Annotated in this window: 21 protein-coding genes; 8 read left to right on the forward strand and 13 right to left on the reverse strand. The window is 41.1% G+C overall.

What is annotated here, in order from left to right; genetic code table 11:
* Positions 1-364: 364 nt before the first annotated feature.
* Both ACSR9O_RS23730 and ACSR9O_RS23735 read left to right on the forward strand, forming a co-directional pair.
* On the forward strand, positions 365-1,123 hold the full coding sequence (locus ACSR9O_RS23730; protein WP_491725212.1) for an alpha/beta hydrolase: 759 nt from the start codon (positions 365-367) through the stop codon (positions 1,121-1,123).
* Positions 1,124-1,203: 80 nt separating this feature from the next.
* Complete coding sequence (locus ACSR9O_RS23735; RefSeq protein ID WP_098866101.1) at positions 1,204-1,374, forward strand: CsbD family protein; 171 nt, start codon at positions 1,204-1,206, stop codon at positions 1,372-1,374.
* An 89-nt stretch (positions 1,375-1,463) separates the two neighbouring features.
* Here ACSR9O_RS23735 and ACSR9O_RS23740 read toward each other — a convergent pair whose 3' ends face one another.
* The 5 genes from ACSR9O_RS23740 to ACSR9O_RS23760 all read right to left on the reverse strand — a co-directional run bounded on the left by ACSR9O_RS23740 (position 1,464) and on the right by ACSR9O_RS23760 (position 8,798).
* Positions 1,464-2,606, reverse strand: coding sequence for a PP2C family protein-serine/threonine phosphatase (locus ACSR9O_RS23740; protein ID WP_101225714.1), 1,143 nt, complete (start codon positions 2,604-2,606; stop codon positions 1,464-1,466).
* 280 nt (positions 2,607-2,886) lie between these two features.
* Positions 2,887-3,720: a CheR family methyltransferase gene (locus ACSR9O_RS23745; RefSeq protein ID WP_101225713.1), complete on the reverse strand. Its 834-nt coding sequence runs from the start codon at positions 3,718-3,720 to the stop codon at positions 2,887-2,889.
* A gap of 28 nt (positions 3,721-3,748) precedes the next feature.
* Entirely contained in the window at positions 3,749-6,553 is a 2,805-nt protein-coding gene (locus ACSR9O_RS23750; protein ID WP_230178672.1) for a sensor histidine kinase, read from the reverse strand.
* A 325-nt stretch (positions 6,554-6,878) separates the two neighbouring features.
* Positions 6,879-8,177 (reverse strand): hemolysin family protein, encoded by a 1,299-nt coding sequence (locus ACSR9O_RS23755; RefSeq protein ID WP_101225719.1) that lies wholly within the window; start codon positions 8,175-8,177, stop codon positions 6,879-6,881.
* A gap of 189 nt (positions 8,178-8,366) precedes the next feature.
* Positions 8,367-8,798: a MerR family transcriptional regulator gene (locus ACSR9O_RS23760; protein ID WP_491725213.1), complete on the reverse strand. Its 432-nt coding sequence runs from the start codon at positions 8,796-8,798 to the stop codon at positions 8,367-8,369.
* A 728-nt stretch (positions 8,799-9,526) separates the two neighbouring features.
* Here ACSR9O_RS23760 and ACSR9O_RS23765 point away from each other — a divergent pair.
* Positions 9,527-9,952, forward strand: a complete 426-nt coding sequence (locus ACSR9O_RS23765; protein WP_101225711.1) for a DUF4395 domain-containing protein — start codon at positions 9,527-9,529, stop codon at positions 9,950-9,952.
* A 42-nt stretch (positions 9,953-9,994) separates the two neighbouring features.
* On the opposite strand, the gene ACSR9O_RS23770 is transcribed toward ACSR9O_RS23765, so the two are convergent.
* From ACSR9O_RS23770 to ACSR9O_RS23785, 4 genes are all read right to left on the reverse strand, one after another.
* Complete coding sequence (locus ACSR9O_RS23770; protein WP_491725214.1) at positions 9,995-11,749, reverse strand: FTR1 family iron permease; 1,755 nt, start codon at positions 11,747-11,749, stop codon at positions 9,995-9,997.
* A gap of 86 nt (positions 11,750-11,835) precedes the next feature.
* The gene (gene efeB, locus ACSR9O_RS23775) at positions 11,836-13,122 is read right to left on the reverse strand and encodes an iron uptake transporter deferrochelatase/peroxidase subunit (protein WP_491725215.1); all 1,287 of its coding nucleotides are present in this window, start codon (positions 13,120-13,122) and stop codon (positions 11,836-11,838) included.
* The gene (gene efeO, locus ACSR9O_RS23780; RefSeq protein WP_101225708.1) at positions 13,123-13,968 is read right to left on the reverse strand and encodes an iron uptake system protein EfeO; all 846 of its coding nucleotides are present in this window, start codon (positions 13,966-13,968) and stop codon (positions 13,123-13,125) included.
* Positions 13,969-14,155: 187 nt separating this feature from the next.
* Positions 14,156-14,635 (reverse strand): MarR family transcriptional regulator, encoded by a 480-nt coding sequence (locus ACSR9O_RS23785; RefSeq protein ID WP_230178679.1) that lies wholly within the window; start codon positions 14,633-14,635, stop codon positions 14,156-14,158.
* 129 nt (positions 14,636-14,764) lie between these two features.
* Here ACSR9O_RS23785 and ACSR9O_RS23790 point away from each other — a divergent pair, with 129 nt between their 5' ends.
* A complete protein-coding gene (locus ACSR9O_RS23790; protein ID WP_491725216.1) occupies positions 14,765-16,279 on the forward strand; it encodes an MDR family MFS transporter in 1,515 nt (504 codons plus the stop codon).
* Positions 16,280-16,564: 285 nt separating this feature from the next.
* On the opposite strand, the gene def is transcribed toward ACSR9O_RS23790, so the two are convergent.
* Positions 16,565-17,143: a peptide deformylase gene (gene def / locus ACSR9O_RS23795; protein ID WP_101225705.1), complete on the reverse strand. Its 579-nt coding sequence runs from the start codon at positions 17,141-17,143 to the stop codon at positions 16,565-16,567.
* Between the two features lie 249 nt (positions 17,144-17,392).
* Between def and ACSR9O_RS23800 the strand changes: the two genes are divergently transcribed.
* On the forward strand, positions 17,393-19,126 hold the full coding sequence (locus ACSR9O_RS23800) for an AAA family ATPase (RefSeq protein WP_101225704.1): 1,734 nt from the start codon (positions 17,393-17,395) through the stop codon (positions 19,124-19,126).
* Between the two features lie 216 nt (positions 19,127-19,342).
* On the opposite strand, the gene ACSR9O_RS23805 is transcribed toward ACSR9O_RS23800, so the two are convergent.
* The 3 genes from ACSR9O_RS23805 to ACSR9O_RS23815 form a co-directional block, all read right to left on the reverse strand.
* Entirely contained in the window at positions 19,343-20,797 is a 1,455-nt protein-coding gene (locus ACSR9O_RS23805) for a DHA2 family efflux MFS transporter permease subunit (RefSeq protein WP_311736001.1), read from the reverse strand.
* Entirely contained in the window at positions 20,794-20,967 is a 174-nt protein-coding gene (locus ACSR9O_RS23810; RefSeq protein WP_230178741.1) for an MbtH family NRPS accessory protein, read from the reverse strand. The genes ACSR9O_RS23805 and ACSR9O_RS23810 overlap by 4 nt, the downstream gene beginning before the upstream one ends.
* Before the next feature lie 191 nt (positions 20,968-21,158).
* A complete protein-coding gene (locus ACSR9O_RS23815) occupies positions 21,159-22,028 on the reverse strand; it encodes an alpha/beta hydrolase (RefSeq protein WP_491725217.1) in 870 nt (289 codons plus the stop codon).
* A 492-nt stretch (positions 22,029-22,520) separates the two neighbouring features.
* On the opposite strand from ACSR9O_RS23815, the gene ACSR9O_RS23820 reads away from it, so the two are divergent.
* The 3 genes from ACSR9O_RS23820 to ACSR9O_RS23830 are packed head-to-tail and all read left to right on the forward strand — an operon-like array spanning position 22,521 to position 25,540.
* A complete protein-coding gene (locus ACSR9O_RS23820) occupies positions 22,521-23,495 on the forward strand; it encodes an iron-hydroxamate ABC transporter substrate-binding protein (protein ID WP_491725218.1) in 975 nt (324 codons plus the stop codon).
* Positions 23,496-23,517: 22 nt separating this feature from the next.
* On the forward strand, positions 23,518-24,525 hold the full coding sequence (locus tag ACSR9O_RS23825) for a FecCD family ABC transporter permease (RefSeq protein ID WP_491725219.1): 1,008 nt from the start codon (positions 23,518-23,520) through the stop codon (positions 24,523-24,525).
* Positions 24,518-25,540: a FecCD family ABC transporter permease gene (locus tag ACSR9O_RS23830; protein WP_491725220.1), complete on the forward strand. Its 1,023-nt coding sequence runs from the start codon at positions 24,518-24,520 to the stop codon at positions 25,538-25,540. Before ACSR9O_RS23825 ends, ACSR9O_RS23830 begins: the two co-directional genes overlap by 8 nt.
* The last annotated feature ends 11 nt before the right edge of the window (positions 25,541-25,551 follow it).

Genomic DNA, 25,551 nt, shown 5'->3' on the forward strand with positions numbered 1-25,551 from the left:
CAGCCAAAAGTGATGAAGTTTTTCGTTTGTCTTAGTTGGTGCTTATTTATATTAATCCCATTTCAGTTTAAAGTCAACTCTTTTTTCCTTTTCTTTTATTTATACCCTGCAACCGGTTATTTTAGCTTCTTCTGTTTATCAACAATGCAAGGACAGTACTTATATAATGGTAAGAATGGCAACAAACACGGGATAGACCTAACTAAGTATCTTTGTATCTTTTTTTAATGCCTGTTTATAATGAAATTTGGCATATAACCAAGTTGACTTCATAATTTTCATTATGATATTATATAACCAAGTAAAATAATCGGAATAGTTAATTTTATTATTTTAAGTATAGCAAATTAAAGGAGATGGGATTATGACAGCAGCAATGGTAATACCAGGTGCGGAACCTTTTTTCTTACCCGGCAATTCTATCGGCATTCTTATTTGCCATGGCTTTAACGGAACGCCACAAAGCGTAAGATATTTAGGTGAAAAATTTGCCGCCAAAGGCTTTACTGTCTTCGCTCCTCGACTGGCGGGCCACGGGACGGATGAATATGAAATGGAAACGAGTACTTATCAGGAATGGATACAAGATGTTGAAATGGCTTATGCAAAATTAAAACGAACCTGCACCCATGTATTCGCCATCGGACAATCAATGGGAGGCGCCCTTGTTCTCGATTTAGCTACAAAAGTGGCTTGTGATGGAATTCTCACCATCAATGCCGCTCTCGAAGTTCCTGAATATGAAATATACCGTAACCAATCGGTTCCACGCTTCGTTCCTGAGGGCAAACCTGACATAAAAGACGATACAACTAAAGAAATCACAAATGACCAGGTTCCGTTAAAAGCGATTAATCAATTGCTTGATATAATGGAACATACCAGTCAAAAACTAATAGACGTTTCGTGCCCGATTCTTATCTTCCATTCTCCAGAAGATCACGTTGTACCAGACTCGTGTTCCTACCAGATTTACGATAAGGTCATGTCCGGGGATAAAGAGATGGCGCCCCTTGAAAATTCATATCATGTGGCCTCGTTGGATCATGACAAGGATCATATCATTGAACGGTCATATCAGTTCATTCAAAGGTTAAGTAAAAGGGCTATAATCGCTTCTTAAACTCCTTTCTCCATATAAAACAGGTTTATCCGTACACTTCATGGGTATATACAGTATATAAAGAAAAAGGAGGTAACATGATGAGCGGTTTATCAGACAAAGTAAAAGGTGCTGTAAATAAAGTTAAAGGTGAAACGAAAGACCAAGTCGGAAACGCGAAAAATGATCCTCACTTACAAGCAGAAGGTAAAGTTGATAAATTAAAAGGCAATCTCCAAGATGGCATTGGTAAATTAAAAAATGACCGTTAATTGCAAATAGCCGAATATATGATTCACTCTCTTAACATATCCCCCCTTTTATAGAAGAGGCGGCAGATAATCTGCCGCCTCTTCCTTGTTCAATTTGCTTGAATAACAACAACACACATATCATCCGGTTGATCTTGCTGCATTTCCGGGGACATCAAAAAATCGATAGGGGGAGATTCCTTACAATCGAACCATCTCGTCGAGACCGCTTCTTTTATTTGGTCGAGTCCTTCCGTCCCTTCTCGATCTATCGCTTCCATGACTCCATCCGTAAATAGCATGAGCTGAATCTTCTCTTCATAATGAATGACTGACTTCTCTATTTTCATTTCGGTGAAGAACCCAACAGGGCATGTCCCTTTTGAAAGCGAGGCCACTTTTCCATCGTCCATTAAAGCAAAGCCCGGAGGATGTCCGGCATTCACATATTCCACAGTCTTTTGCTCTGTATCAATGACCATATAAATCGCGGTAAAATAATAATGCACTGGATTATCTTCTTTATTAAGGGTACTCATCCAGCGATTCATTTCGTTTATTACTGCCACCGGATCAGTATGTATCCTGATGGCATCCCTCAATACGGAGGAAATGAACATGCACACAAGTGAGGCGGATATGCCATGCCCCATCATATCCAGCAGGATGATCCCATACCGACTTTCATCGATGCGATGCCAATAGTACATATCCCCTGCCAATTTATTCGCAGGTAAGTATGATGCCCTTATGGTTAAGTGATCATTTATAATGGGTTCACTTAATAAACCGCTTTGAACCTGCATGGAAAGATCCAATTCATTGCGGATTTTTTCATCCTGCATTTTATGCCAATCTTTTTCATATTTAAGTCTTAACCCCACGCGAATCCTCGCAAGTAAATCTATTTTATTGATAGGCTTCATAATATAATCAATTCCGCCAACATCAAGTGCCTCGGCAACCTTATTTGAATCTTCAAGGGCGGTCACAAAAATTACGGGTATATCTCTAAGGTGAGGAATGCTTTGAAGTCTCCTGCACGCCTCTATCCCATCGATCTCCGGCATCATGATATCGAGCAGAATGATATCAACTGAAGTCTCTTTAGGTTGCGGACTATCCACCTGTAAATATTCAAACATCTCAACAGCTGAAGTTAATGATAGAAAATCCGTATAGCCAGCTCGTTTTAGAATTTTCTCTATAACGAAAAGGTTAACCTGGTTATCATCTACGATTAAAATCGTCATTCTTTCATTCCCCTTTTGGCTTATATCGAGCGGCAACATTTATCTTTTTTATATGGATCAGTACTTTCATAAAGCTCCCTTAATAGGGATTTTCCTATTATATTATAACGAAGTTCAGTCTCTTTTAATAATAATAAACAACGGCAGTTATTCTATTTGGAGACCAACTCATTATTTATACCCCTTCTTCCGTTACCTTAAACATAGAAATGAAAAAAAATCGAAAAATAATGCACTAAATTAAAAAGAAGGAGTCCGCTTATATGCGGACTCCTTCTTTTTACAATTTCCGATAAATTCGTTCCTTTGAGTCAAAGTCCTCATAATCTTCCGAAAAGGATGATGTATGAAGTGTTTCCTTGCTGCCAACCGCAAGGAAGCCGTCTTTACAAAGGCTGTCATAAAACAACTGATTAACATAGGTCTGCAATTCACCGGTAAAGTAAATCATCACATTCCGGCACATGATGATATGAAACTCATTGAACGAACCATCAGTAACTAAATTATGCTGAAAAAACACAATGTTTTTAAGGAGATTCGAATCAAGATAAGCATTTTGATAATCGGTTGTATAATACTCCGAAAATTCCTGGTTGCCTCCAGCTTGCAAATAGTTTTTCGTATAAGACTGCATTCTATTTAAAGGCAATATTCCTTTTTCCGCATGACGGAGGACTTCATCATTCATATCAGTGGCATAAATCCTCGCCTTATCATAAAGTCCTTCCTCCTTGAGGATGATCGCCATGGAAAAGGCTTCTTCACCGGTTGAACATCCCGCATGCCAAATTCTAATTTCCGGAAGTTTTTTCAGGAGCGGTACAATATTTAAACGAAAGGCTTTAAAGAAATCCGGATCGCGAAACATTTCAGTGACATTTATTGAAAAATCTCTCAATAGCTTCTCGACATACCCTTTTTCATATAAAACCATTTCAATCATTCCGCTGATCCTGCGAACATGGTCCAGCCTCATTCTATTTTCAACTCTTCTTTTTATTGAAGAACGCATATATTTGCGAAAGTCAAAGCCCGAAACGGAATAGACGGCCTCTAACAATAATTCGATTTCCAAGTCTTCTCTTTCTTCAATCGTTAAAGTATCCTTCATGCAAAACCTTCCTTACCCGTACTATCAATCAATTAGTCAGCCATACCCTTAGGACTGATAGCAACTGATCCAATTTTAACGGCTTGCTGACATAGTCGGAAGCGCCGGCCTTCAGGCACTTTTCCCTGTCGCCTTTCATCGCTTTCGCAGTTAGCGCGATGATTGGAAGATCCTCGAACTTACTTTGCTCGCGAATTCTGGTCATCGTTTCGTAACCGTCCATGCCTGGCATCATGATATCCATCAAAATGACATCTATATTGTTTCCTTTTTCAAGGAGTTCCAAACATTCATAGCCGTTTTCAGCTGTAAGGATTTCCATCCCCTCATGCTTCAGCGCATTTTTCAGGGCAAATATATTACGGTGATCATCATCGACGACCAGTACTGTTTTATTGCAGAATGGTTTGGCCTTATCTCGATCTTCTTCATCCACTATAACTACATCCGGTTCTCCCTGACCGTCAAAAGGTGCGGCGGCAGAATCATCGTTGTTGGCTGCTGCCACTTCTGGAGAAGCAGCCATTGCTTCGCCGATATTTTTGAAGCCTTCTGGCATGCTTGGAATAAAGAAAGTAAAGGTACTGCCCTGCCCTTCCTCACTATCTACAATGACCCAGCCTCCCAGAAGTTTGGCGAACTCCCGGCAAATCGATAGCCCTAGTCCTGTACCGCCATATTTTCTCATTGTAGCTCCGTCACCTTGCTGGAACGCTTCAAAGATAAGTTTTTGCTTCTCTTTAGAAATTCCGATGCCCGTATCCGTCACCTTAATTTCAACCCAATTGCTAGCTCCTTTTGTCTGTATCCATTGTGCTACATTTTCTTCATCAGCTTTTTTGATTTGGACAGTCACAGAACCTTTTTCCGTGAATTTAAATGCATTGGATAATAGGTTTTTCAGAATTTGCTGGAAGCGCTGTTCATCCGTAAAGAAAATATCCGGAACGTTTTTACTTTTTTCTATTATAAAGTCAATGTTCTTTTTCTTCGCTACATGATCGAAATTACGGTGCAATTGCTCTGGAAGCTCACTCAAATTCATTTCGTCAAAGACTACTTCAAGCTTTCCGACTTCGACTTTCGATAAATCCAAAATGTCATTGATCAACGTTAATAAATCTTGACCTGATGAGTTAATGACCCGAGCGAATTCCTGTTGCTCTTCGTTTAATTTACTATCATTCGGATCTGAAAGCATTTCTGATAAAATCAGGATACTATTGAGCGGTGTCCGCAATTCATGGGACATATTCGCCATGAACTCCGATTTATATTTGGAACTTAACTTTAATTCCTCCGCTTGTTTTTCAAGATTCAATTTTGCGACTTGAAGCTCTTTCGATTTTTCTTCAGTTTCACGATTTCTTTCTTCTAATTGTTCATTGATCATTCGCAATTCCTCAGCCTGTGTTTGCAGTTCCTCCGATTGGGCTTGCATTTCCTCTGACTGTGATTGCAATTCTTCAGATTGAGCCTGTAACTCTTCGGTCTGTGCTTGTGATTCTTGCAATAAACGCTCTATTTCCATCCGGCCCTCAACATTATTAATCGTGATGCCCAGAGTATCAAGAACCTGGTTCAGGAAAGTTTTTTGCAGCTTCGTAAAGCTCTCCAAACTCGCCAGTTCGACCATCGCCACCACTTCATCCTCAAAAACGACCGGCGCAATGACAATGCTTTTCGGGTTTACCTCCCCTAATCCTGTCGTAACCAATTGAAAATCTTCAGGAATATCTTCAATGACTTTCGATTCCTTTTCAAGGGCGCATTGTCCAATTAAACCTTCGCCAAGACGGAATTCACGCCTGCCTGAATCTTCGCCATCTCCCGCAAAGCTTGCAAGCTTCACAAAACGCATATCCACGCCCTCGCCCCGTTTGACGTAAAAAGCTCCAATTGAAGCTCCCATCATCGGTGCAAGTCTTGTAATGAACCGGTCAGCCAGCACCTCCACATCAACAATGCGCTGATACATCGTAGCTATATCTGCAACACGGGTCTGGATCCAGTTCTGTTCACTGATCTTTTCGGTGAAATCTTTCTCTTTTTGATTATAGATTTCAAGCGATCCCGCCATTTCGTTGAAAGATCTCGCTATATCACCAATTTCATCAGTAGTCCGAACCGGAACTCTCGGTATGACCGATAAATTTTTATAATCGATATTTTTGATGACCTTCGTAATCGATTGCAGATCTTTCGATGTACTGCGGATCATCCAAACAACCGTTACTGAAATAACCAAAATGCTAAGAATAACCGCAAAAATCACAAAACCAATCATATCTTCATAGGTTTGTTTCGAATTGTTTAAGGTATCGTTCATGACACCTTCCTGGTAATCCTTAAATTCATCCATCGTACTGATGACTTTCGTCCGTTTTTCCCTTTGGTCCTCCATCAGGCTTGAAAGATCATCCGAAGAGTTTCCCGATTTTATCTTTTGGATGATTTCAGCCTCCGTTATGGAGTAAGAAGCATATTGAGTCTCGAACTCTTTCAATAATTGCTTTGCTTTCGCCTTATTTAACGAACCTGATAACCCGGCAATTTTTGATTCAATCAAACTATGATTCTCATTGATGATTTCGAGGCTCTCTGCTCTTTCTTCTTTGTTTGCATCATTAGCTGCAAACAGGATCTCACGGTCCGACCTGGAAAAAAGCTGACGGATTTCCATCGAAGCTGAAACTTTTTCATAGCGATTTTCAACTATCTCAGTCATGCTGCTCTTTAAATTGTTAAGCGTAACCATCATGAAAGAAAGTAAAATAGCCAAGAAAAGCAAGATCAAACCAAATCCCAACATTTGCTTCTTCTTAAAACCCATTTTCCCGCCCACCTTCAATACTTATTTATACCAGCCATAAATAAACGGCATTGCAAAATAAATCTTAATGCTATCATTAGTATTACTTTTGAAGAATTTCCTTATATTCTTTGAAACTTAAAATGATATATAGATAGATTCATTGCTCAAAGTCAATTTTAACATTTTCCAAGCTAAAATAGTTACCTACAGTGTTATTTTTAATGAATTCATTTTCCAATTAAGTAACAGTCTGCCTTGACCATTGTTCTAAACACCGAATAGACATCTTCGTACATAATAAAAGCCGAAAGTTTCCACTTTCGGCTCTTGTTGTAATCCTGTTTTATTTAATCTTCTTCACTTCAACATATAAAACATGGTGGCCGTCCATTTCCTTTACAGTAAACTCATATCCGGCGTATTCGATTTTATCCCCGACAGCAATCTCGAATCTGCCTGTCAGGAACCAACCTCCCAATGTATCGATATCTTCCTCCGGCAAATCGATCGCAAGGGTATCATTGACATCTTCAACCAATGTTTTTGCGTCGAATACATAATGCCCTTCATCAATCTTTTGAATGAGCGGACGTTCATCCTGGTCAAATTCATCACGGATTTCCCCGACGATTTCTTCAAGTATGTCTTCAACCGTAACAAGACCGGCAGTTCCGCCATATTCATCAGTCAAAACAGCCATATGGATCCGTTCCTTCTGCATTTTCAGCAGCAAATCATGAATGGCGATCGTTTCAAGAACACGGATAATGGGTGTTACAAAGGAATCCACCGTCAAAGCTGTTACATTATCTTCTGTAATCGTCGCTGTATAAAGTCGCTTGATATTGACCATTCCCACGACATTATCTTTATCACCGTCTATGACCGGATACCTTGTGTATTGTTCTTCCTGAATCAGTTCAACAACTTCCAATAATGGCATGCCCTTTTCGATAACGGTCATTTCCGTACGCGGAACCATGATTTCATTGGCAATGCGCTCATCAAATTCAAATATCTGATTGACATATTTATATTCTGATTGGTTGATCTCACCGCTTTTATAGCTTTCCGATAAAATGATGCGCAGCTCTTCTTCGGAATGGGCCATTTCGGACTCGGACGCAGGCTTTAATCCGAACATGCCCGTCAGGAGACGTGCAGAACCATTCAGTAACCAAATGAATGGGTACAAAATGCGGTAAAAGAGGATTAACGGCTTTGCAAATAGCAAGGTTACCTCTTCTGCCTTTTGAATCGCAACCGTTTTCGGTGCAAGTTCGCCGACAACAACATGAAGGAATGTTACAGAACCGAAGGCGATCAGGAACGAGATGATGTGACTTACGGACTCCTCTAATCCCCATTTAGTGAACAATGGTTTTAAGATGGCCTCGACCGTCGGTTCACCCAATACCCCTAAACCTAAGGCGGTTACCGTAATCCCCAATTGACAGGCAGATAAGTATTCATCGATATGTGATGTCACTTTCTTGGCTGCAAGGGCATTTCTATGCCCTTCCTCAATCAATTGATTGATTCGGGAACTTCTGACTTTCACGATTGCAAATTCCGATGCAACGAAAAATGCGGTTAATGCTATTAATACAGCTACTGCTAATAATTTTAAAAATATCTCCAATATGTGCGGGTTCGCCATATTGTGCCCATCCTTCTGACCTTCGGATTAGACATGTACGGCTAAATCCCAAGCACCTCCTGTATAAATGGTTATTTTCGTTTCAAAAAGCGATTTTTGCCTAATCAAAACCCTTTAGCCTATTTCGTTAATATGCACCTTTGTGCAAAAAACTATAGGGATAAATTTTAATCATACCAGCAACACTAGCAATGATTGGATTAAGGCCATGCTTTCGCGGGATATCTGTTTTTTTAAAAGAAGCTCACTTTTTCCGTCCTTTTCAATCAAGCTAATGAATTCCTGAAGTTCCTCGTTCAGGCCATCCATTTTATTCTTGAGTTGAAGACCTTTTTCCTCAATTGCTGATGCTTCTTCCTTATCCTTCTTAAGTAATTCTTTAATATCTTCCAATGAAAGGTTTTCTCTTTTGTATCCCTCGATACGGCGAAGTCTTTCAAGTTCACCGACTGAATAATAACGGTAATTAGAGGCGGAACGTTCTGCTTTAAGCAAGCCTAGGTTTGTATAATAATCTACAGTTCGTTTCGTAACATTCGCCATTTCCGCCAACTCGCCAATTTTTAAAGTCTCGTTCCCAACATAACCCCTCCTAACCGTCACGTGATGGTTTGACAAACTGAAAGTATGTCTTGTCTTTTTCCTCCATGACGTTTTATTCTATTCCCTAATCGTACATTATTTTAATTGAAATGGAAAATATTTATTACCTCTTTACCCTTCATTGGAAAAACAAAAACCGATTAATTGAATAATCGGTTCAGACTGTAGACAAACTTGATATTAATTAAGTTTGCCTGCATTTTGAGAGTGTATAAAATATGAACGTTGATTGGAACGTAGGGCACTCGCTTTCCGCGGGCGGTCCGGGAGCCTCTTCGGTTTGCCTGCGGGGTCTCCCTGAGCACGCTTTTCCCGCTGGAGCCTCGAACACCCGCTCCAATCAACTTTGTATGAAAAATTAATATGGAACCCCTTTTGTCTACAAACTCAAACCGATTAATGGTTTAATTTATGATCTATTCCACAGATTTATTTTTTTGTTTTAACTGAGAATTGATTGCTCAATATCTTAGGACCGCATTGGCAAAGGGCAGAATGCTTTAGCTTTTTTATTGGTGTTCCGCATGTTTCACAAACTTTTGCTACCATTTATACTGTCCTCCTCACTTTATTTGCTTGTTATACATATTATACTACTTTATTAATGATAATCAATACTAAATTAAAATTATTATAAATAAGGTTTTATCTTTAATTTGTTAGACTTCACATATGATTAATATAAAGATAAAATATAAACAAAACATATCAGGAAGGTTGGTATTAGTATGACGAGTGAAATCCGTTCCATTCCCCGGCCTTTAGTACGAACGAATCAATGGGTCATTTTGTTAAGCGTAGCTACCGCCTTATTAACGGGACAAATGTGGATATTAGTGATTCCTTTAACTGCAGGACTTTTAGGTCTTCTCTTTAATTTCAATCCAGTGATGCGTCTCGCCAAGCTCTTTCTTAAAAAGAAACCCTCCGATTATATTCCTGAAGATCATTCACAGCAACAGTTCAACCAAGCAATAGCTGTCGTTTGCTTAGGACTTGGATTCATATCTTTTTTGCTGGGTTGGGATGTTACCGGTTATATATTCACCTTGATGGTCGGATTGGCTTCTCTCATAGCCATCCTTGGATTCTGCATCGGCTGCTTTATCCTTTATCAATGGAAGCAATATTCCTATCGCCGATCTATTCGCTAATACCACACACAAATGGGACTGACATGCATCAGTCCCATTATATTATTCGGTTGTACGTAAGGAATTACTCTTTTTGACCCAAATGGTCGCCAAAACAATCAGCAAAATTAATACAGCTTGCGGCACCAGCGTTTCCATTGTTGGATAAAGACCTATCGTTTCTACAAACGGAAAGGAACTGATCGTATTTGTCTGTATCACCTGTGAAACCTGAAGTGAATGAATGGAGACTCCAAGAATCTTGAAAGCCAAGGCATATATGAGTACCGTTGCCGCTTTAAAGAATAGGGTCATCGGTAATTTCACACTATAGCGCAGCATGATGAAACCAATTACCACTAAAATGAGGAAGGCAAGGAAAATCCCGCTCAGCAGCTGCTTTAATTCCATATAAGGAGCCATACCGGCATAAAAGATAATCGTCTCGGCCCCTTCACGGAATATGGATAGAAAACTGATCAAAGCGAAAGAGATGATGCTTCCCGTAGCAATGGCTTGGTTCATTTGCTTGTCGATATACCGGTTCCATGCATGAACATTCGATTTACCATGAAGCCAAAGACCAATTGTCAACATCATCGATACGGCTATTATCCCTGTGATTCCCTCAATATATTCCCGGCTTGACGCAGCCGTGATCTGAGAGAAAACGATATTGATTATGACCGCCAATATGGAACTGGCAACTAAACCCGCACCAACCCCTGTCCAAATCCATTTTTGTTTGTCCGCTTGCCCGATTTTCTTTAGGAAAGACAGCAATGTAGCTACAATTAAGAGTGCTTCCAACCCTTCCCGCAAAAGGATCGAAGCGGCATCCCATGTCGTATATCCCGTATCATTAATTAAAGGGAGTAACCTTGTGTTTAAATCGGAAACGATTCCCTTCGCTTCCTCCGCCTTTACCTTTTTCGATTCTAATAGGCTGATTGCGGTCGGGACTTTCGTTTCCATATCGCTGTAAAGCTTGCTGTCCCTTGTGGAGACCTCCCCTTCGACATTAGGCCAAATTGTCAAGATCTCATTTAGCTGATCAACGGCAGAATCGATGTCACCCTTTTCAATATCCGTTGCACTTCCTTGTAAAAGTTGCGTTACATCCCCAAGGGAATAGGTATTCTCCTGGCTTCCCTCTTCAACTTTACCTGCAAGGAAATCCTCGATTAGGCCCTTCAATTCAGCTAGATTTTTTTGGGCTTTTTCCGAATCAGGTGGGTCTTGGGTAATCGCTATCCGCACAAAGGCCATTTTCGTTTCAAATTCACCATATGCAGCAACACTTTTCTCCCTGACAATGACCTCTGCGTCCGTCCATTGACTCAGAAGGCTGGTATATTGAACTTTAGCTTGATCAAAGTCACCTTCAGTTATCGAAGCTTCCAACTTATCTATTAAAGGAAGTATTGCTTCTAAGCGTTCTTCATAGTCCGTCTTGTCAACAGGGTTTTCGTTGGTATCATAAATAACAAGAGTACTGGATAATGCCGATAATCGCTTCTTGATTTCATCTGTGGAGGCTTGGTCTCTCACAGCACTTTTTACCGCAGACAGCCTCTCGTCGACTTCCCTCGCACTCTTGCTGTCCGTTTTTATCGTTTGCCAATCTTTCTCGAAAAGATCGATATTTTTCGATACTTCCTCAAGTTCTCCGGATTTTACCTTCATTAAACTATCGCCAATATAAACAAAAAGCTGATCATGGTTTTCACCCGCCGAAACAACCCTTACAGCCGTCGAAAGAAATAAAAGGCTGACGATTAAAACCAATATACCACTCTTCCATTTAGAAACGGTCATACTGGTCCCTCCTTATTCATGAACTAAAATCGCCAACTGGATAATTTCCATGCTGGCGATTTTCACGTCCTCATTTGAGATTATATTTATCCAAAAAGGGAATCCCCAATATAGCCACCCTTTTTCACACCTGGTAAACAAGCGAACATGGCACTGCCCTTGTGAACGATATATTCGTTGAGCTTATCATTTTTCGCCAGTCGCTCTTGTATGGGAATGAATTGTTTACTTGGATTTCGCTGAAAACAAATGAATAGCAAGCCTGCATTGAAGCTCCCTGTTTTAGGATCCATTCCATCTGCATATGAATATGGACGCCTCAATATCTTTGCTTTTCCGTCCCCCCTGGAGAGACTCATATGCGAATCTTCCGGAATGACCCGATTTCCATTTGGATCTTTAGCTTCAAGGTCCACGGTATCGAACTCATTCTTCATTCCTAATGGAGCTCCACTGTCACGATGACGGCCAAACGTATTTTCTTGTTCTTTCAATATTGTCCGGTCCCAAACTTCAATGTACATCTGGATTCGGCGCACCACCATATAACTGCCCCCAACAAGCCAGTCAGGACCGTCCTCACCCTTCACCCAAACATGCTCATTCATTTCATTGTCATTATTCGTATCCGGATTGACAGTCCCATCCTTAAACCCGAAAAGGTTACGAGGTGTCGTTTTTTGTGAATCGGCTTGCTTAGTCCGTTGAAAACCTGTTTGTGCCCAATGAATGATCGTTTTCCCTCTTCCGATCCTCACTAAGTTCCGGACGGCATGAAAAGCCACTTGGAGATCATCTGCACATGCTTGAATACAAATATCCCCACCGCTCCATTCTTCTTCTAAAGCATCTAAAGGGAATTGAGGCAGATCCTTTAATTCTGCAGGCCTTTTCGATTTCAAACCAAATCGATCTTTGCCATCCTTCGAAAACAGGGTCGGACCCACTCCAAAAGTGATCGTTAAATTGGAGGGTGATAATTCTTTCGCTTCCCCCGTATCCTTTGGGGGCATATTCGTATTATGTGATGCTTCACCAATCAAATTCCCCTCAGTCATCTGAGCCGCAGCCTCTGTCCAATCCTTAAATAACTGGATTAGGTCTGACCTTTTATCTGTGGTTACTTCCAATGATGCGAAGTAAAGGTTATCTTGCGCCTCAGTGGTGATACCGGCTTGATGTGCTCCATAAAAAGGAACGATATCCTTAGTTTGTCCCTTTGCCCTTTGTTCAGAAAGTGTCAGCAGCCCGCCAAATCCAGAAGCCCCTATCACGACTCCGATTCCACCAACTCCTGCCGTTTTCAACATATTTCGACGACTCACTTTTTTTGTAAAAAGTCCGGTTTCATCTTTAGGCGTATGTTCTTTCAATTAAGATTCCTCCGTTACAATCCCTATTTGCGAAAGTGGTTCAGCCAATGCATCAATTGCTTGACTTAACTCCTTGACTTCAGATTTCTTTAAATCCGTATATGAGATGTAGCCATCCCCTTCTTTATGCTTTTCAAGCAAGCCGTATACATCGTCAAAACGTTGTTGGATTTCCTCAGCAAGCTTCGCGTCCTTTTCTTTCAGCGCTGGAGTAAGCAGTTCATAGATCTTTTCTGCACCTTCAACATTTGCAACGAAATCATACAGGTCGGTATGGGAGTATCGGTCTTCTTCTCCTGTCACTTTGCTCGTGGAAACTTCATTCAATAAATCCACCGCACCCGTGATCAACAAATCAGGTGTTACCTCAACCGTTTCAACTTTGGCTCGAAGCAAATTGACGTCACTCATTAATTGTTCTGCATACTTTTCGTAGCCCTTCGTTGTATTTTCTTGCCATAGCCCCATTTCAATCCTATGGTAACCGCCCCAGTCTTCATCTTTGACATCCCCTTCACGCGCATCGATTTTGGGATCAAGATCCCCAAATACTTCAGCGATTGGTTCCGCTCTCTCATAATGCATACGGGCTGGTGCGTATAATTCCTTCGCTTTTTCAATATCACCGGCAGATACGGCCTCAGTGAATTCTTCCGTTGCGTTTACGAACTCTTCTATTTCACCGATGGCATATTCCCGGTACTCGCTAGATACATCATCAAGCTTACTCGCACTTGCTTCTTTGGCATTATCATCTGCCGGCTTGGCTTCTTCCTTTTCCTGCGCACAGCCAAATAATAGGCTGGTTGATAGTAAGACCGCTAATGACGCCTTTGCTTTTTTCATAGTGTATTCTCCCTTTGAAATGATTTGTAGATTCATATTAGCAGATAATGAAAATCATTATCAATATATATTTTACTGGAAACGTGACATTGTTCATTCTTTTTTAAATAAATTTCACTCTACTCCTTTTATTATTGATAAGAAACTGCCAGCTGGCTAAAAATAAAAAAGGCAGCCTGCATACCGGCTACCTTTCCCGCTCACTCATTAATTTGTCATTTTCTTTGTCCATGATTTTTGTGATATCCTCAACAAATTGATTGATCAATATTAGCTCTTGTTCATTATAAGATGAACATAACTCCTTGGTGGCCATAGAAAGCGATTGATAGTGCGATTTGATCTGTTCCTGCCTTTCGGGTATCGGTGCAATCATTACCCGTCTTCCGTCCAATTGATCTCGTTCTCTTTTAACATAACCGGATTTCTCAAGGCGATTGATCAGTGCCGTGACCGATCCCGTGCTCAATCCTGTAATTTTGGATAATTCACCGGCCGTAATCGGTCCAGTTTCATTCAATATTTCAGCACTCTTTAAGTCCGTATGGGATACACCTATTTTGTGGGCCATATTTTGTTGAAATAATACGGATCTCATTCCATACCGCTGCAATCTGTGTGTTAAGCTCTTTAGCAGAGCTCCATTCACCTTATTATCGCTTGACATAAAATGCCACCCCTTTTACACTTAAATTTATCTTGATTTTCAAGATAAATGTTTTGTTTCATCTTAACGTTTACCCTTCAACCATGTAAAGGAAATTCATGAGCTGGTTGATACGAAGGAGGAAAATAAATGAACGCTCAAAAAAAACAAAAATTCATTGTTGCCGGTTTACTATTGGGTATCTTGATGTCAGCAATGGATAATACGATTGTTGCGACTGCAATGGGAACGATCGTTTCTGATTTAGGCGGATTCGATAAGTTTGTATGGGTGACATCTGCCTATATGGTCGCCACGATGGCAAGTATGCCGATATTCGGTAAGCTTTCCGATATGTATGGAAGAAAGAGGTTTTTTATTTTTGGACTTATAGTCTTTTTAATCGGCTCCGCATTATGCGGCATGGCCCAGAGCATAGTGCAGTTAAGTATCTTCCGTGCAATCCAAGGGATAGGCGGAGGCGCTTTGATGCCTATAGCCTTTACGATCATTTTTGATATTTTCCCACCTGAAAAACGGGGAAAATTAACTGGACTTTTCGGTGCTGTATTTGGGGCATCAAGCGTATTGGGACCACTTTTAGGCGCTTATATCACTGAATATTCCAGCTGGCACTGGATTTTCTACGTCAATGTTCCGATTGGGATCATTTCTTTATTTTTCATCTGGAATTACTACAAGGAGTCACCCAACAACCAAGAGCAAAAAATTGATTGGGGTGGCGCAGCAACACTCGTCATTGCCGTTATCAGCTTAATGTTCGCTCTCGAACTGGGCGGGGAGTATGGCTGGAGTTCCTCTCCCATCATAGGCCTGTTTGCCAGTTTTTTGGTTTTCTTCGTTGCATTTTTCTTTTTCGAAAAAAGGGCAAAAGATCCAATCATTTCATTATGGCTGTTTAAAAGGCGATTATTTGCCACTTCTCAGATCTTAGCCATTCTTTATGGCGGTACATTCATTATATTAACCGTCTATATCCCGATTTTCGTGCAGGCAGTTTACGGTGGTTCTGCAACAAATGCCGGATTGATCCTAACTCCCATGATGCTTGGTTCTGTATTCGGCAGTGCAGTTGGCGGGATATTCAATACAAAGACAAGTTTTCGCAACTTAATGACGGTTTCTGTCATCTGTTATTTTGCAGGAATGCTTCTATTAGGAACCATCACCCCTGATACCAGCAGGACTTTATTAACTTTGTATATGATTCTGACTGGATTTGGAATGGGCTTTTCCTTCTCCCTTTTGCCTATTGCGTCCATTCACAACTTGGAACCTAGATTCAGGGGGTCAGCCAACTCAACAAACTCATTCCTCCGTTCATTTGGGATGACACTCGGTGTAACGATTTATGGAGCGATTCAGACCAATGTATTCCAAAGTAAAATGACGGATGCATTTAAAGGAATGCAAGGAGGTCCGGATACAGCCGGCTTGATGGATGACCCACGTCAGCTCTTCCAATCGGATGCACGTGCCGAGATTTCGGACTTTATCCTGGATAAAATCGTTCATGCGATGTCCGATTCGATATCATTGATATTCACCTTGGCTCTCATTCCGATCGGTCTTGCAGCAATCACGGTATTCTTCATGGGTAAAACAAGAGTGGAAACACCTTCAAAAAAGGAATACTTACAATAAACAAAAAGCGCTGCGTTTGAAGCGCTTTTTGTTTTTCATCTCCCTTCTATAATAGGAAGTGAAGATAGCCGAAAGATCATACCGAGGTGAGAAGTTTGAAGGACGTATGTTTTGGAGACAGTTAAACCAGAGGCATTTCTTATATTAGGGTATATTATCCGAACTCTTAGCTAAGCTAACAGAACCTTGCCATACTCAGTGATCTGCACAAGCATATGGAAGAGGATATGCTTGTGCAGCCATAAAACAGTAAAAAGGCAAAGCATGTCGCTTTGCCTTTTTGCCTTACAGACTTTTCACTTCCACGTTTTCCGGAAGCTTGAAAGGGTTTTCGGTGTTGATCCGGTCATAAAACATCATCCCGTTTAAATGATCTAACTCATGTTGAAACACGATTGCAGCAAAGCCCTTCAGCCGCATCTCTATTTCCTCGCCATTACCGTCCAAAGCTTTGATTTTAACCCGTTCATAACGAGGTACATACCCTTTAATGTCACGGTCGACGGAAAGGCAGCCTTCACTTTGCGGTAAATAGATCATTGTCGCAGAATGGCTGATGATTTTCGGATTCACAAGGGCATATTCAAACAGCTTCCCTTTTTCGTCGGGAAAATACATGACGAACATGCGTTTATTCAAGCCTATCTGATTTGCAGACAACCCAACTCCTTCACGTAAGTTGTACTTCTTTTGGAGTTTTGGGTCCTGGCTGTTTTTCAGGTATTGCATCATGCATTCCAACGTTTCACGATCTTCATCCGAAATCGGCAGGCTAACTTCATCCGTTACCTGACGCAGAATGGGATCACCTTCTCTAACGATATCCTTCATCGTAATCATATAGTCTTTTATAAATTTACTCATAGAACTTCACACTCTTCTACCATTTTATTTTTTCATGACTTAGACCATTTCACTTTAGCATTTCGCATTTAAAAAGTCTAATATGCCGGTTAGATTAAATATTTCTAAATTCCGGACCCTTTAAACTTTCGTAATAAACATTATTTTTTGACTTTAACATTATTTACCTTTAATTTAAGGCATAAAGACCTATAGATAACATGTTTAAAAATTTTATACTGAATATATATACTTAAAGGAGATGAAAAATTGAACTCGAACTCTAAATTAGTTTCGAAATTGCTGCCGTTCCTGACGGCTCTCATTGTGATAATTTCTGGAATCAGTTGGTATGTTGTTACTCAGTCAAAGGATATGGTCATTCCTTTTTCCTCGGTGGAAAAGACGATTAAAGCCCAAGATGGAGCCCTTGTCACCATTGAAGAAAAAAGAAATGGCACTCTTCACATCTCCACACCAGATGGAGAATACGTTTCCAGTATTCCTCCCAACAGTCAAATGATCAATAAACTTGTCGAAACTTATAACGTTCAATATTCTTTTTCATCAACTAATAAATCAGCATTATGGATTTTAGGCGGATTAATGGCGGCTCTCGTCACAACCGCTGTCATTATACAGAAAAAATCAAAGGGCGGATTGCGGATCGGCAGTAAAAAACAAAGCCTTTCCACCCCAAAGCCCCTGCCAGAGATAACTTTGGATGATGTAGGCGGTTTGCAATCCGAAATCAAACAGGAAATCCTGCAGACACTCACTACACTAAAGGAACCTGAGCGTTCAGCTAAAATTGGAATTAAGCCGCCTCAAGGCATTTTATTATACGGCCCCCCTGGAACGGGGAAAACCTTGCTTGCACAGGCAATCGCAAAAGAGCTTGGTGCAAACTTCTTCTCAACGAGCGGTTCAGCCTTCAACGAAATGTTTGTTGGAGTCGGTGCAGCCCGTGTCCGCAGCCTTTTCCAAAATGCACGTAAGCAATCGCCAGCTGTCATTTTCATCGATGAAGTCGACGCATTGGCTGGTAAAAGGAAAGCTCATGGCGGTGAAGAAGGCGAAAAAACGTTAACTGAACTGCTAGTGCAATTGGATGGGGGCCATCCAAATGAAGGGATTTTATTCATTGCAGCGACCAACCGGAAAGATATGCTCGATGAGGCATTTCTACGTCCAGGCAGGATCGATTTCTCTTTCCAAGTTCCACTTCCGGATACACAAGGAAGAAAGGAAATCATCAATATCCATACGAAGGGTAAGCGTCTGGCGACAGATGTCCTTGCTTCCCTGGATGAGTTGGCTGAAAGTACATCCGGTTTCTCCGGTGCTGACTTAAGCTCCCTGTTCGATACTGCATCACGTCATGCCCTGAGGAATGAACAGGATATGATTCGTAAACAGGATCTTGATTACGCCATTGATCGCACGATACTTGGAGCGACATCACGTACCTTGAATGATGTGGATACGAAGCGGCGCGTGGCCATCCATGAAAGTGGACATGCCCTGATCGCAGCTTTGACAAAGCCCGGTTCCGTTCGAAAGGCAACCATCATTCCGCGTGGAGAAGCCCTTGGGTATGTAGCGCCAATACCTAAAGAACTCCATCTGGCAACAGCCAGTGAATTGCTTGATCAAGTCAAAATGATTTTAGCAGGCGGCGTGGCGGAAAGAATGTATTTAGGAGAACATAGCATCGGTGTAGGCGGGGATGTGCAGCAGGCGAAACATCTACTTGAACAAATGGTCGATACCGGAATGCTTCAAGATGGATTTACCCTCACCTTTAATAAAGGCGAGAAGGAGCAAAAGATGCAGGAATTATTCACGAAAGCGATTTCTGAAACGGAAATGTTGATTGACTCGAATCGCCTACAGTATGAAGAGCTTGTTGAAGAGTTATTGAAAAAAGAAACACTTGAGGGATCTGAAGTTCAGCGTATCGTTGATGCAGCAGAAATAACCAGCATATGCTCGAATGCATAATACTCTTTCCCACTGAGTCTTAAGACCTCATATACTATGTAGAGCCTGTTTCTAATCGAACAGGCTCTTTTTTTCATATGTGGTAGTGAGCCGCAAAACCAATCTTTAATTAATATTTTATGTAGGCATTCCCTATACTGCTAGCAAAATGAAAGGGAGGTCACTGGCAAAAACACATTGGCCTTCCTTTACCAGAAACCTAACCGAATGAGTTACTTATCCGCTTCTGACCTGTTTTACATCAAGGGATTTAGCCATATGCTGTTTCGGTATCTTGGCCTTAAAATCATCCTTTTTCAAACGCATTGCAAATAATAGGGCTATCACGAGCAAAGCCACAGAACCTAGGAGAGCAAATTGATAGGATATTAAATTAACATGCTGCTCACCATTCGTTCCTATCGAGCTAGTGCCCACTTCCCCCAGAATGCTGGCTAGGATGGCCACACCAATGGCAGAGCCAATCCGGTTTTGGACATTGAACAATGTAGCTGCCATTCCCATCGAAGCAGAGTTGATATTGGTGAAAGTGGAAAACTGTACGGCTACAACAGTATGTCCCAAACATATACCTACGCTAAATAATAAGGCACGAAGGAACCAGGGGTTGGCTGTCGGCCCGACAATGCTAATCAATGTATAAATGATGATTGTACCAAGCAGCCCTATCCGGATCACCTGATGTATGCCCAGTTTCTTCGTAGTCCAAGGCATCATCCTGGATGCCACCATCAAACCTATAGCTTCCGGGAAAGTGGTCAGCCCGCTTTCTAAAGCTGAAGCATGAAGCGAACTTTGATACATTAACGGGAACACGAAGAGCATCCCCAATAAGCCCGCCATTGAAAATAATGAAATGATGCCCAATGTCCGAAACAATCGATCGGATAATAAACGCAAATCAAGCATCGGTTCGTTCACACGCAGCTCCAATAGAATAAATGAGAGAACAAGAATTGCACCGATACAACCTGTATACATAATCACTGGGGAGTCCCATCCTTTAGATGGTCCTAAGCTCATTGCATACATCAGCATGGAAAAGCCTGCAGCTGACATTAAGAATCCTGGAAGGTCCAATCTGCCAGCAGTTGGTTCTTTATGTTCTTTTAAAAACCATACACCGAATAACAGGACCATAATTCCGAAAGGGACATTTATATAAAATGCCCAACGCCAAGACAGCTGCTCCGCAAGGAATCCGCCAACGATCGGACCAACAGCTGGTGCGAATGCAATGGGGAGCACAAGGGAACGGGAAACCTTTGGGCGTTCTTCAACAGAGAACGTTCTAAATAATATGGCCATTCCAACTGGTGTCAGGATCCCGCCTCCTGCCCCCTGCAAAACCCTGAACAAATTCAAGGTTTGAAGATTATTAGCGAATCCGCATAAAAAGGAGGCGGCCGTAAAGACACCCAATGCCATCAAGAAGATTTTCTTGGTTCCAAAACGATCCCCAAGCCAACCAGCTACCGGAAGGAATACAGCCAGGCTCACTAAATATCCAACATTAATGCCACTGGCTGAAGAGGGATCGAGGTTAAATTCATTACTGATAGTTGGCAGGATCACATTGACAATCGTCCCGTCCATCGAAACCATGAACATCGCTATGACATAAACGATGCTCACTACTAATTTAGGGTCCATTTGTATCCTTGTTTTCATTTTGTTCCATCAATGCTAGCAACTAGTTTTATGTATTTCCAGCAGTCCTCTCGATATATCAATGATCCGCCTTCTGGAATAACCAAAAAGGCGGGACAAAGGGAATGCCGACCTTCTTCATTTATAAATCCATTGTAGATGCCAGTTTCATTCACGAAAAGGTTGGTCATCAATTATTGTCCTCCTTAATATTTTTTTCAAATTCTAGATATTGGATGTTTGTTAGCAATCTCCTGGCCAATTTCAGCACCCTGCATTCTCCAACTAACAATGATAATCATTATCAATACAAATCTACAGGTAATGATATATACTTATAACTTAATGGTCAAGTGCCCTCCACGGATTTACTGAGAAAGACCTATTTCTTACCAGACACATTTCTCTTCAAAGCAAAACGTAAGGCCCTGTTAATCAAAGGCGGCAAAACAGAAAGATGCCCTTCCCCTTCAAACTCCTTGAATTGAACGTTCACTCCACTATCAATAATGGATAAACGTTTTGATAATTCTAATGCATTTTCATTCATGCCACTTTTATGGGTGCCCTCCAGCTCCCCCACGCCAAGCAATAAGGAAATATCACCATTTCCTTGATTTAATCGGGAAAGAAACCTATCCTCCTCCTCACGGAACCACTTTTTGTTCCAATGGAGAGATGGGCTCCCAGCTATGTATGTTTGGAAAGCATACGGATTTTCAAAAAGAACATATAAAGCGAAAAGACCGCCAAGGGAATGCCCGAAAAGCGTTTGGCTATTGTAATCGACCTTATACCTTTTACCGATTTCCGGTTTTAAATCGTCTTCTATGAATTTCAGAAAGTTTTCCGCCCCTCCATGTGAAGGCCATGGACTTCCGTCTGGTCTTACAGGTAACTCTCTAACCTCAACGGGCAGAGTGAAATCATAATAACGTTCAGAAGAAAATGGTTCATTGGTGGCATATCCAATACCTACAATGATAACCGGTACCACTCCTGACTTTTCCGGCCGGCGTGATTGCAATCGTTCCGCCTCGACCATCGTTCCAAATACAGAATTGGCATCCAGCAAATAAATGACCGGATATCCCGTAGGTGGCGGCACTTCCAAAGGCTTTGATACAAAGATTTGGTATTCACGTTCCCCGGTACTCGAATGCATGAGAAAGTGTTGAGTTCCTTTGATCGTAACCTCTGAACTGGCAACAGTTTTGTCCATTACGCTTTTGTCCATTTTTTTATGCATCATCTAAATGAATTCCCCCAACCTCTAATACTCGTAATCTTATTCATTGTTTACTTCTCAAATAATTTAAGCTCTTTTAATATCAAAAGAATATAATTGTGAAAGATTACCATGATATCGATAATGATAATCTTTCTCAATGGATATATCAACCATACATCAATAATTTCCCCCTATCATTTTACAGAAAAGAGCTTTCCCTTCCCTTTCTGCCCTTATTTCCAAAGCATTTTTGGATGAATGTTAGTTCACCAAAAATACAACTTTGGAAAATTATTCTTGAACTAATAGGAAATTAATTATATATTTAATAGCATGTTAAATTGATAATGATAATCGTTATCAAATAAAATGTAGAAAAGCATATCTTTTTTGGTGGCTATGCTATTTGTTGAAGGAAGTGAAAAAGCATTTACAACAAATAAAGATTTGTCTGTGGAGACCATGAAGAAGCGATAAATTTATATACTATATATCCAAAAGGGGAATCGACTAATGAAAAAGCAATTATTCGTACTTGGAATGGCAACAGTATTCAGTTTAGGACTTGGAGCTTGCGGTAATGCCGAAAAGACTTCCGAGGATGCTTCACAGAAGAGCAAGGTGACAGATACGGCGAAAAAAGAAGCAAAGACCCAAACCGTCACATATCTGGATAAGGAGTATACAATCCCAGCCAAAGTCACCAGTATCGCCACTGCTAGTTTAGAATCAATGGAGGATGCAGCCATATTAGGGATTAAACCTTCTGGTGTTGTTACTGTAGGTGGAGAAATACCTGAATATTTGGCTAAAGACCTCGAAGGTGCTAAGTCGATCGGTGAAAAAATGCAGCCGAACTATGAAACTCTTCTTGGGATGAAACCTGATGTGATCATGTGGTCTTCTAAATCCCCAGCTAATGTGACGGAACAATTGGAAAAAGTGGCACCAACATTCCCTTATTCACATATTTCGACAAATTGGGAAGACAACCTGCGGTTAATGGCCAGCCTAGCCGGAAAAAAAGATCAAGCTGAAAAAATCATCACAACCTATAATGATGACGCCGCAAAAGCAAAACTGGAAATTGGTGAAAAACTGAAGGATAAAAAGGCTTTAGTGGTGAGAATCCGGAACGGCAGCCTATTCCTATATCCTGAGGATGTATATTTCAACCCAGTAATTTATAAAGATCTAGGCTTGACTGTCCCTGAAGAAATTAAGCCTATTAAAGCACAAGAAATGATTTCAATAGAAAAATTTGCAGAACTGGACCCAGATTATGTCTTCTTGCAATTCTCGGAAAGTGAAAATGCACAAAAACCGGAAGCGTTAAAAGATTTGGAAAACAACTCCATTTGGAAGAGCATCACGGCAGTAAAAGACAAGAAAGTGTTTGTAAACTCGGTTGACCCCCTTGCCCAAGGTGGAACGGCTTGGAGTAAAACAGCTTTCCTGAAGGCTGCAACGGAAGAATTAGCTAAATAAACAGTAAGGTGCGTTGATTGATATGGCAAAAACAAATTCATTACCAATAATAATTCTTTGTATGGCACCTCTATTGATTTGCTTCTCCATCGTATTATCGATTTTATATGGTGCCAAAAATATAGATTCCATAACGGTATGGAATGCCATTTTCCACTATGACTCTAGTAACGTTGACCATACGATCATTATGGCTTCTCGCTTGCCTAGAGTTTTGGGTGCCCTACTCGTCGGGGCATTTTTAGCCATATCAGGAGCACTCATGCAGGGGATGACAAGAAATTATCTTGCATCCCCTTCAATCATGGGAGTGACGGATGGCTCTGCTTTCGTAATTACACTTTGTATGGTATTTGCTCCAGGTATGTCTTCATTCCAAATGATCCTCTTTTCCATGTTAGGTTCTGCATTGGGAGCCGGAATTGTCTTTGGTTTTGGGTCGCTGCTTCCAAATGGATTATCACCCGTTCGATTAGCCATAATCGGAACTGTGATCGGGACATTTTTAAGCAGTATTTCTGCTGCCATAGCATCCTATTTCCAAATTTCCCAAAATGTAAGTTTTTGGTATAACTCAAGATTGCACCAGATCGATCCCAATGTACTAAAATTGGCGATACCGTGTGGAATGGTGGGAATCATCCTCGCCCTATTCATCTCAAAATCCATTACGATATTATCTTTAGGCGAAGAAATTTCCATCAATTTAGGTCAGCGCACAAAAATAGTAAAAGCTGTGGCCCTCCTTTCCATCATTTGCTTAACGGGAATCGCAGTGGCGCTTGTAGGGAAAATCGGTTTTGTTGGACTTATCATCCCCCACATCACCCGGTTTTTAATTGGGATAGATTATAAGTGGATCGTTCCATGTGCTGGGGTAATCGGTGCGGTTTTTCTAGCTCTTTGCTATGTCTTGAGCCGGTTTGTTAATTATCCATTCGAAACCCCCATAGGAGTCGTTACTTCCCTGATCGGCATTCCTTTCTTCCTGTACTTAATTAGAACGAGAGGAGGAGAAAAGAATGGATAAGAATACTCGGTGGCGCTTCACCATCACGATGACCATCATTTTATGTTTAATCGTTATTACAAGTTATTTTAGTTTGATATCCGGTACATTCGACATGACCGTCAAAGCTGTCCTTCAGACATTATTCAGGGTGAATCCAGTTTCCGATTTTGATTTGGTCATCTTTGATTTCAGGCTCCCCCGCATTGTAATCGCCGGTTTGGTGGGAGTGAGCTTAGGAATTGCAGGGACTGTCATTCAAGGGGTTACGAAAAATGGCCTAGCCGATTCCGGTATTCTCGGTATTAATGCCGGTGCTGGTACGGCCATTGTCATTTTCATGTTTTTCTATCAAGGTCAAAACAGCGGCTCGGACTGGTTATCCATTATGAGTTTTCCGCTATTCGGTTTGGTGGGCGGGCTTTTGGCAGCCCTATTGATTTTCCTTTTCTCTTGGAAGAATGGCACCCTGGACATGGGCCGCCTTTTACTGACCGGAATCGCCATAGGCTCGGCATTTGGTGCCCTTTCCTTATATTTATCATTAAAAATGAAGTCAACCGATTTTGAAATGGCAACGGTTTGGCTTTCAGGAACGATATATGATGCGAACTGGAAATACATCGCATCGATGTTACCATGGATGATAGTCCTGATTCCGATTATTAAGAAAAAGGCGTATTTACTGGATTTGTATCAGTTGGACGAATCGAGCGTTAAAAGTTTGGGGGTTTCAGTAGAAAAGGAAACGATCATCCTTTTACTCTGCAGCATCGGGTTGGTGGGCGCCTCCGTTTCAGTATCGGGAAATATCGGATTCGTAGGTTTAATGGCTCCCCACATAGCAAAGCACCTTGTAGGTATCCATCACAATCAGGTAATTCCAGTATCGGGAGCAATTGGCGCATTGCTGGTGATCGCATCCGACTTTATCGCAAAAACCGTTTTTGCACCGGCTGAATTGCCAGTTGGGATCGTCATCTCAATTATTGGTGTCCCATATTTTCTTTATTTACTAATTAAAGCTAAAGCGTAGAAGGAGAGATG

Source organism: Peribacillus sp. B65 (genome assembly GCF_058513295.1).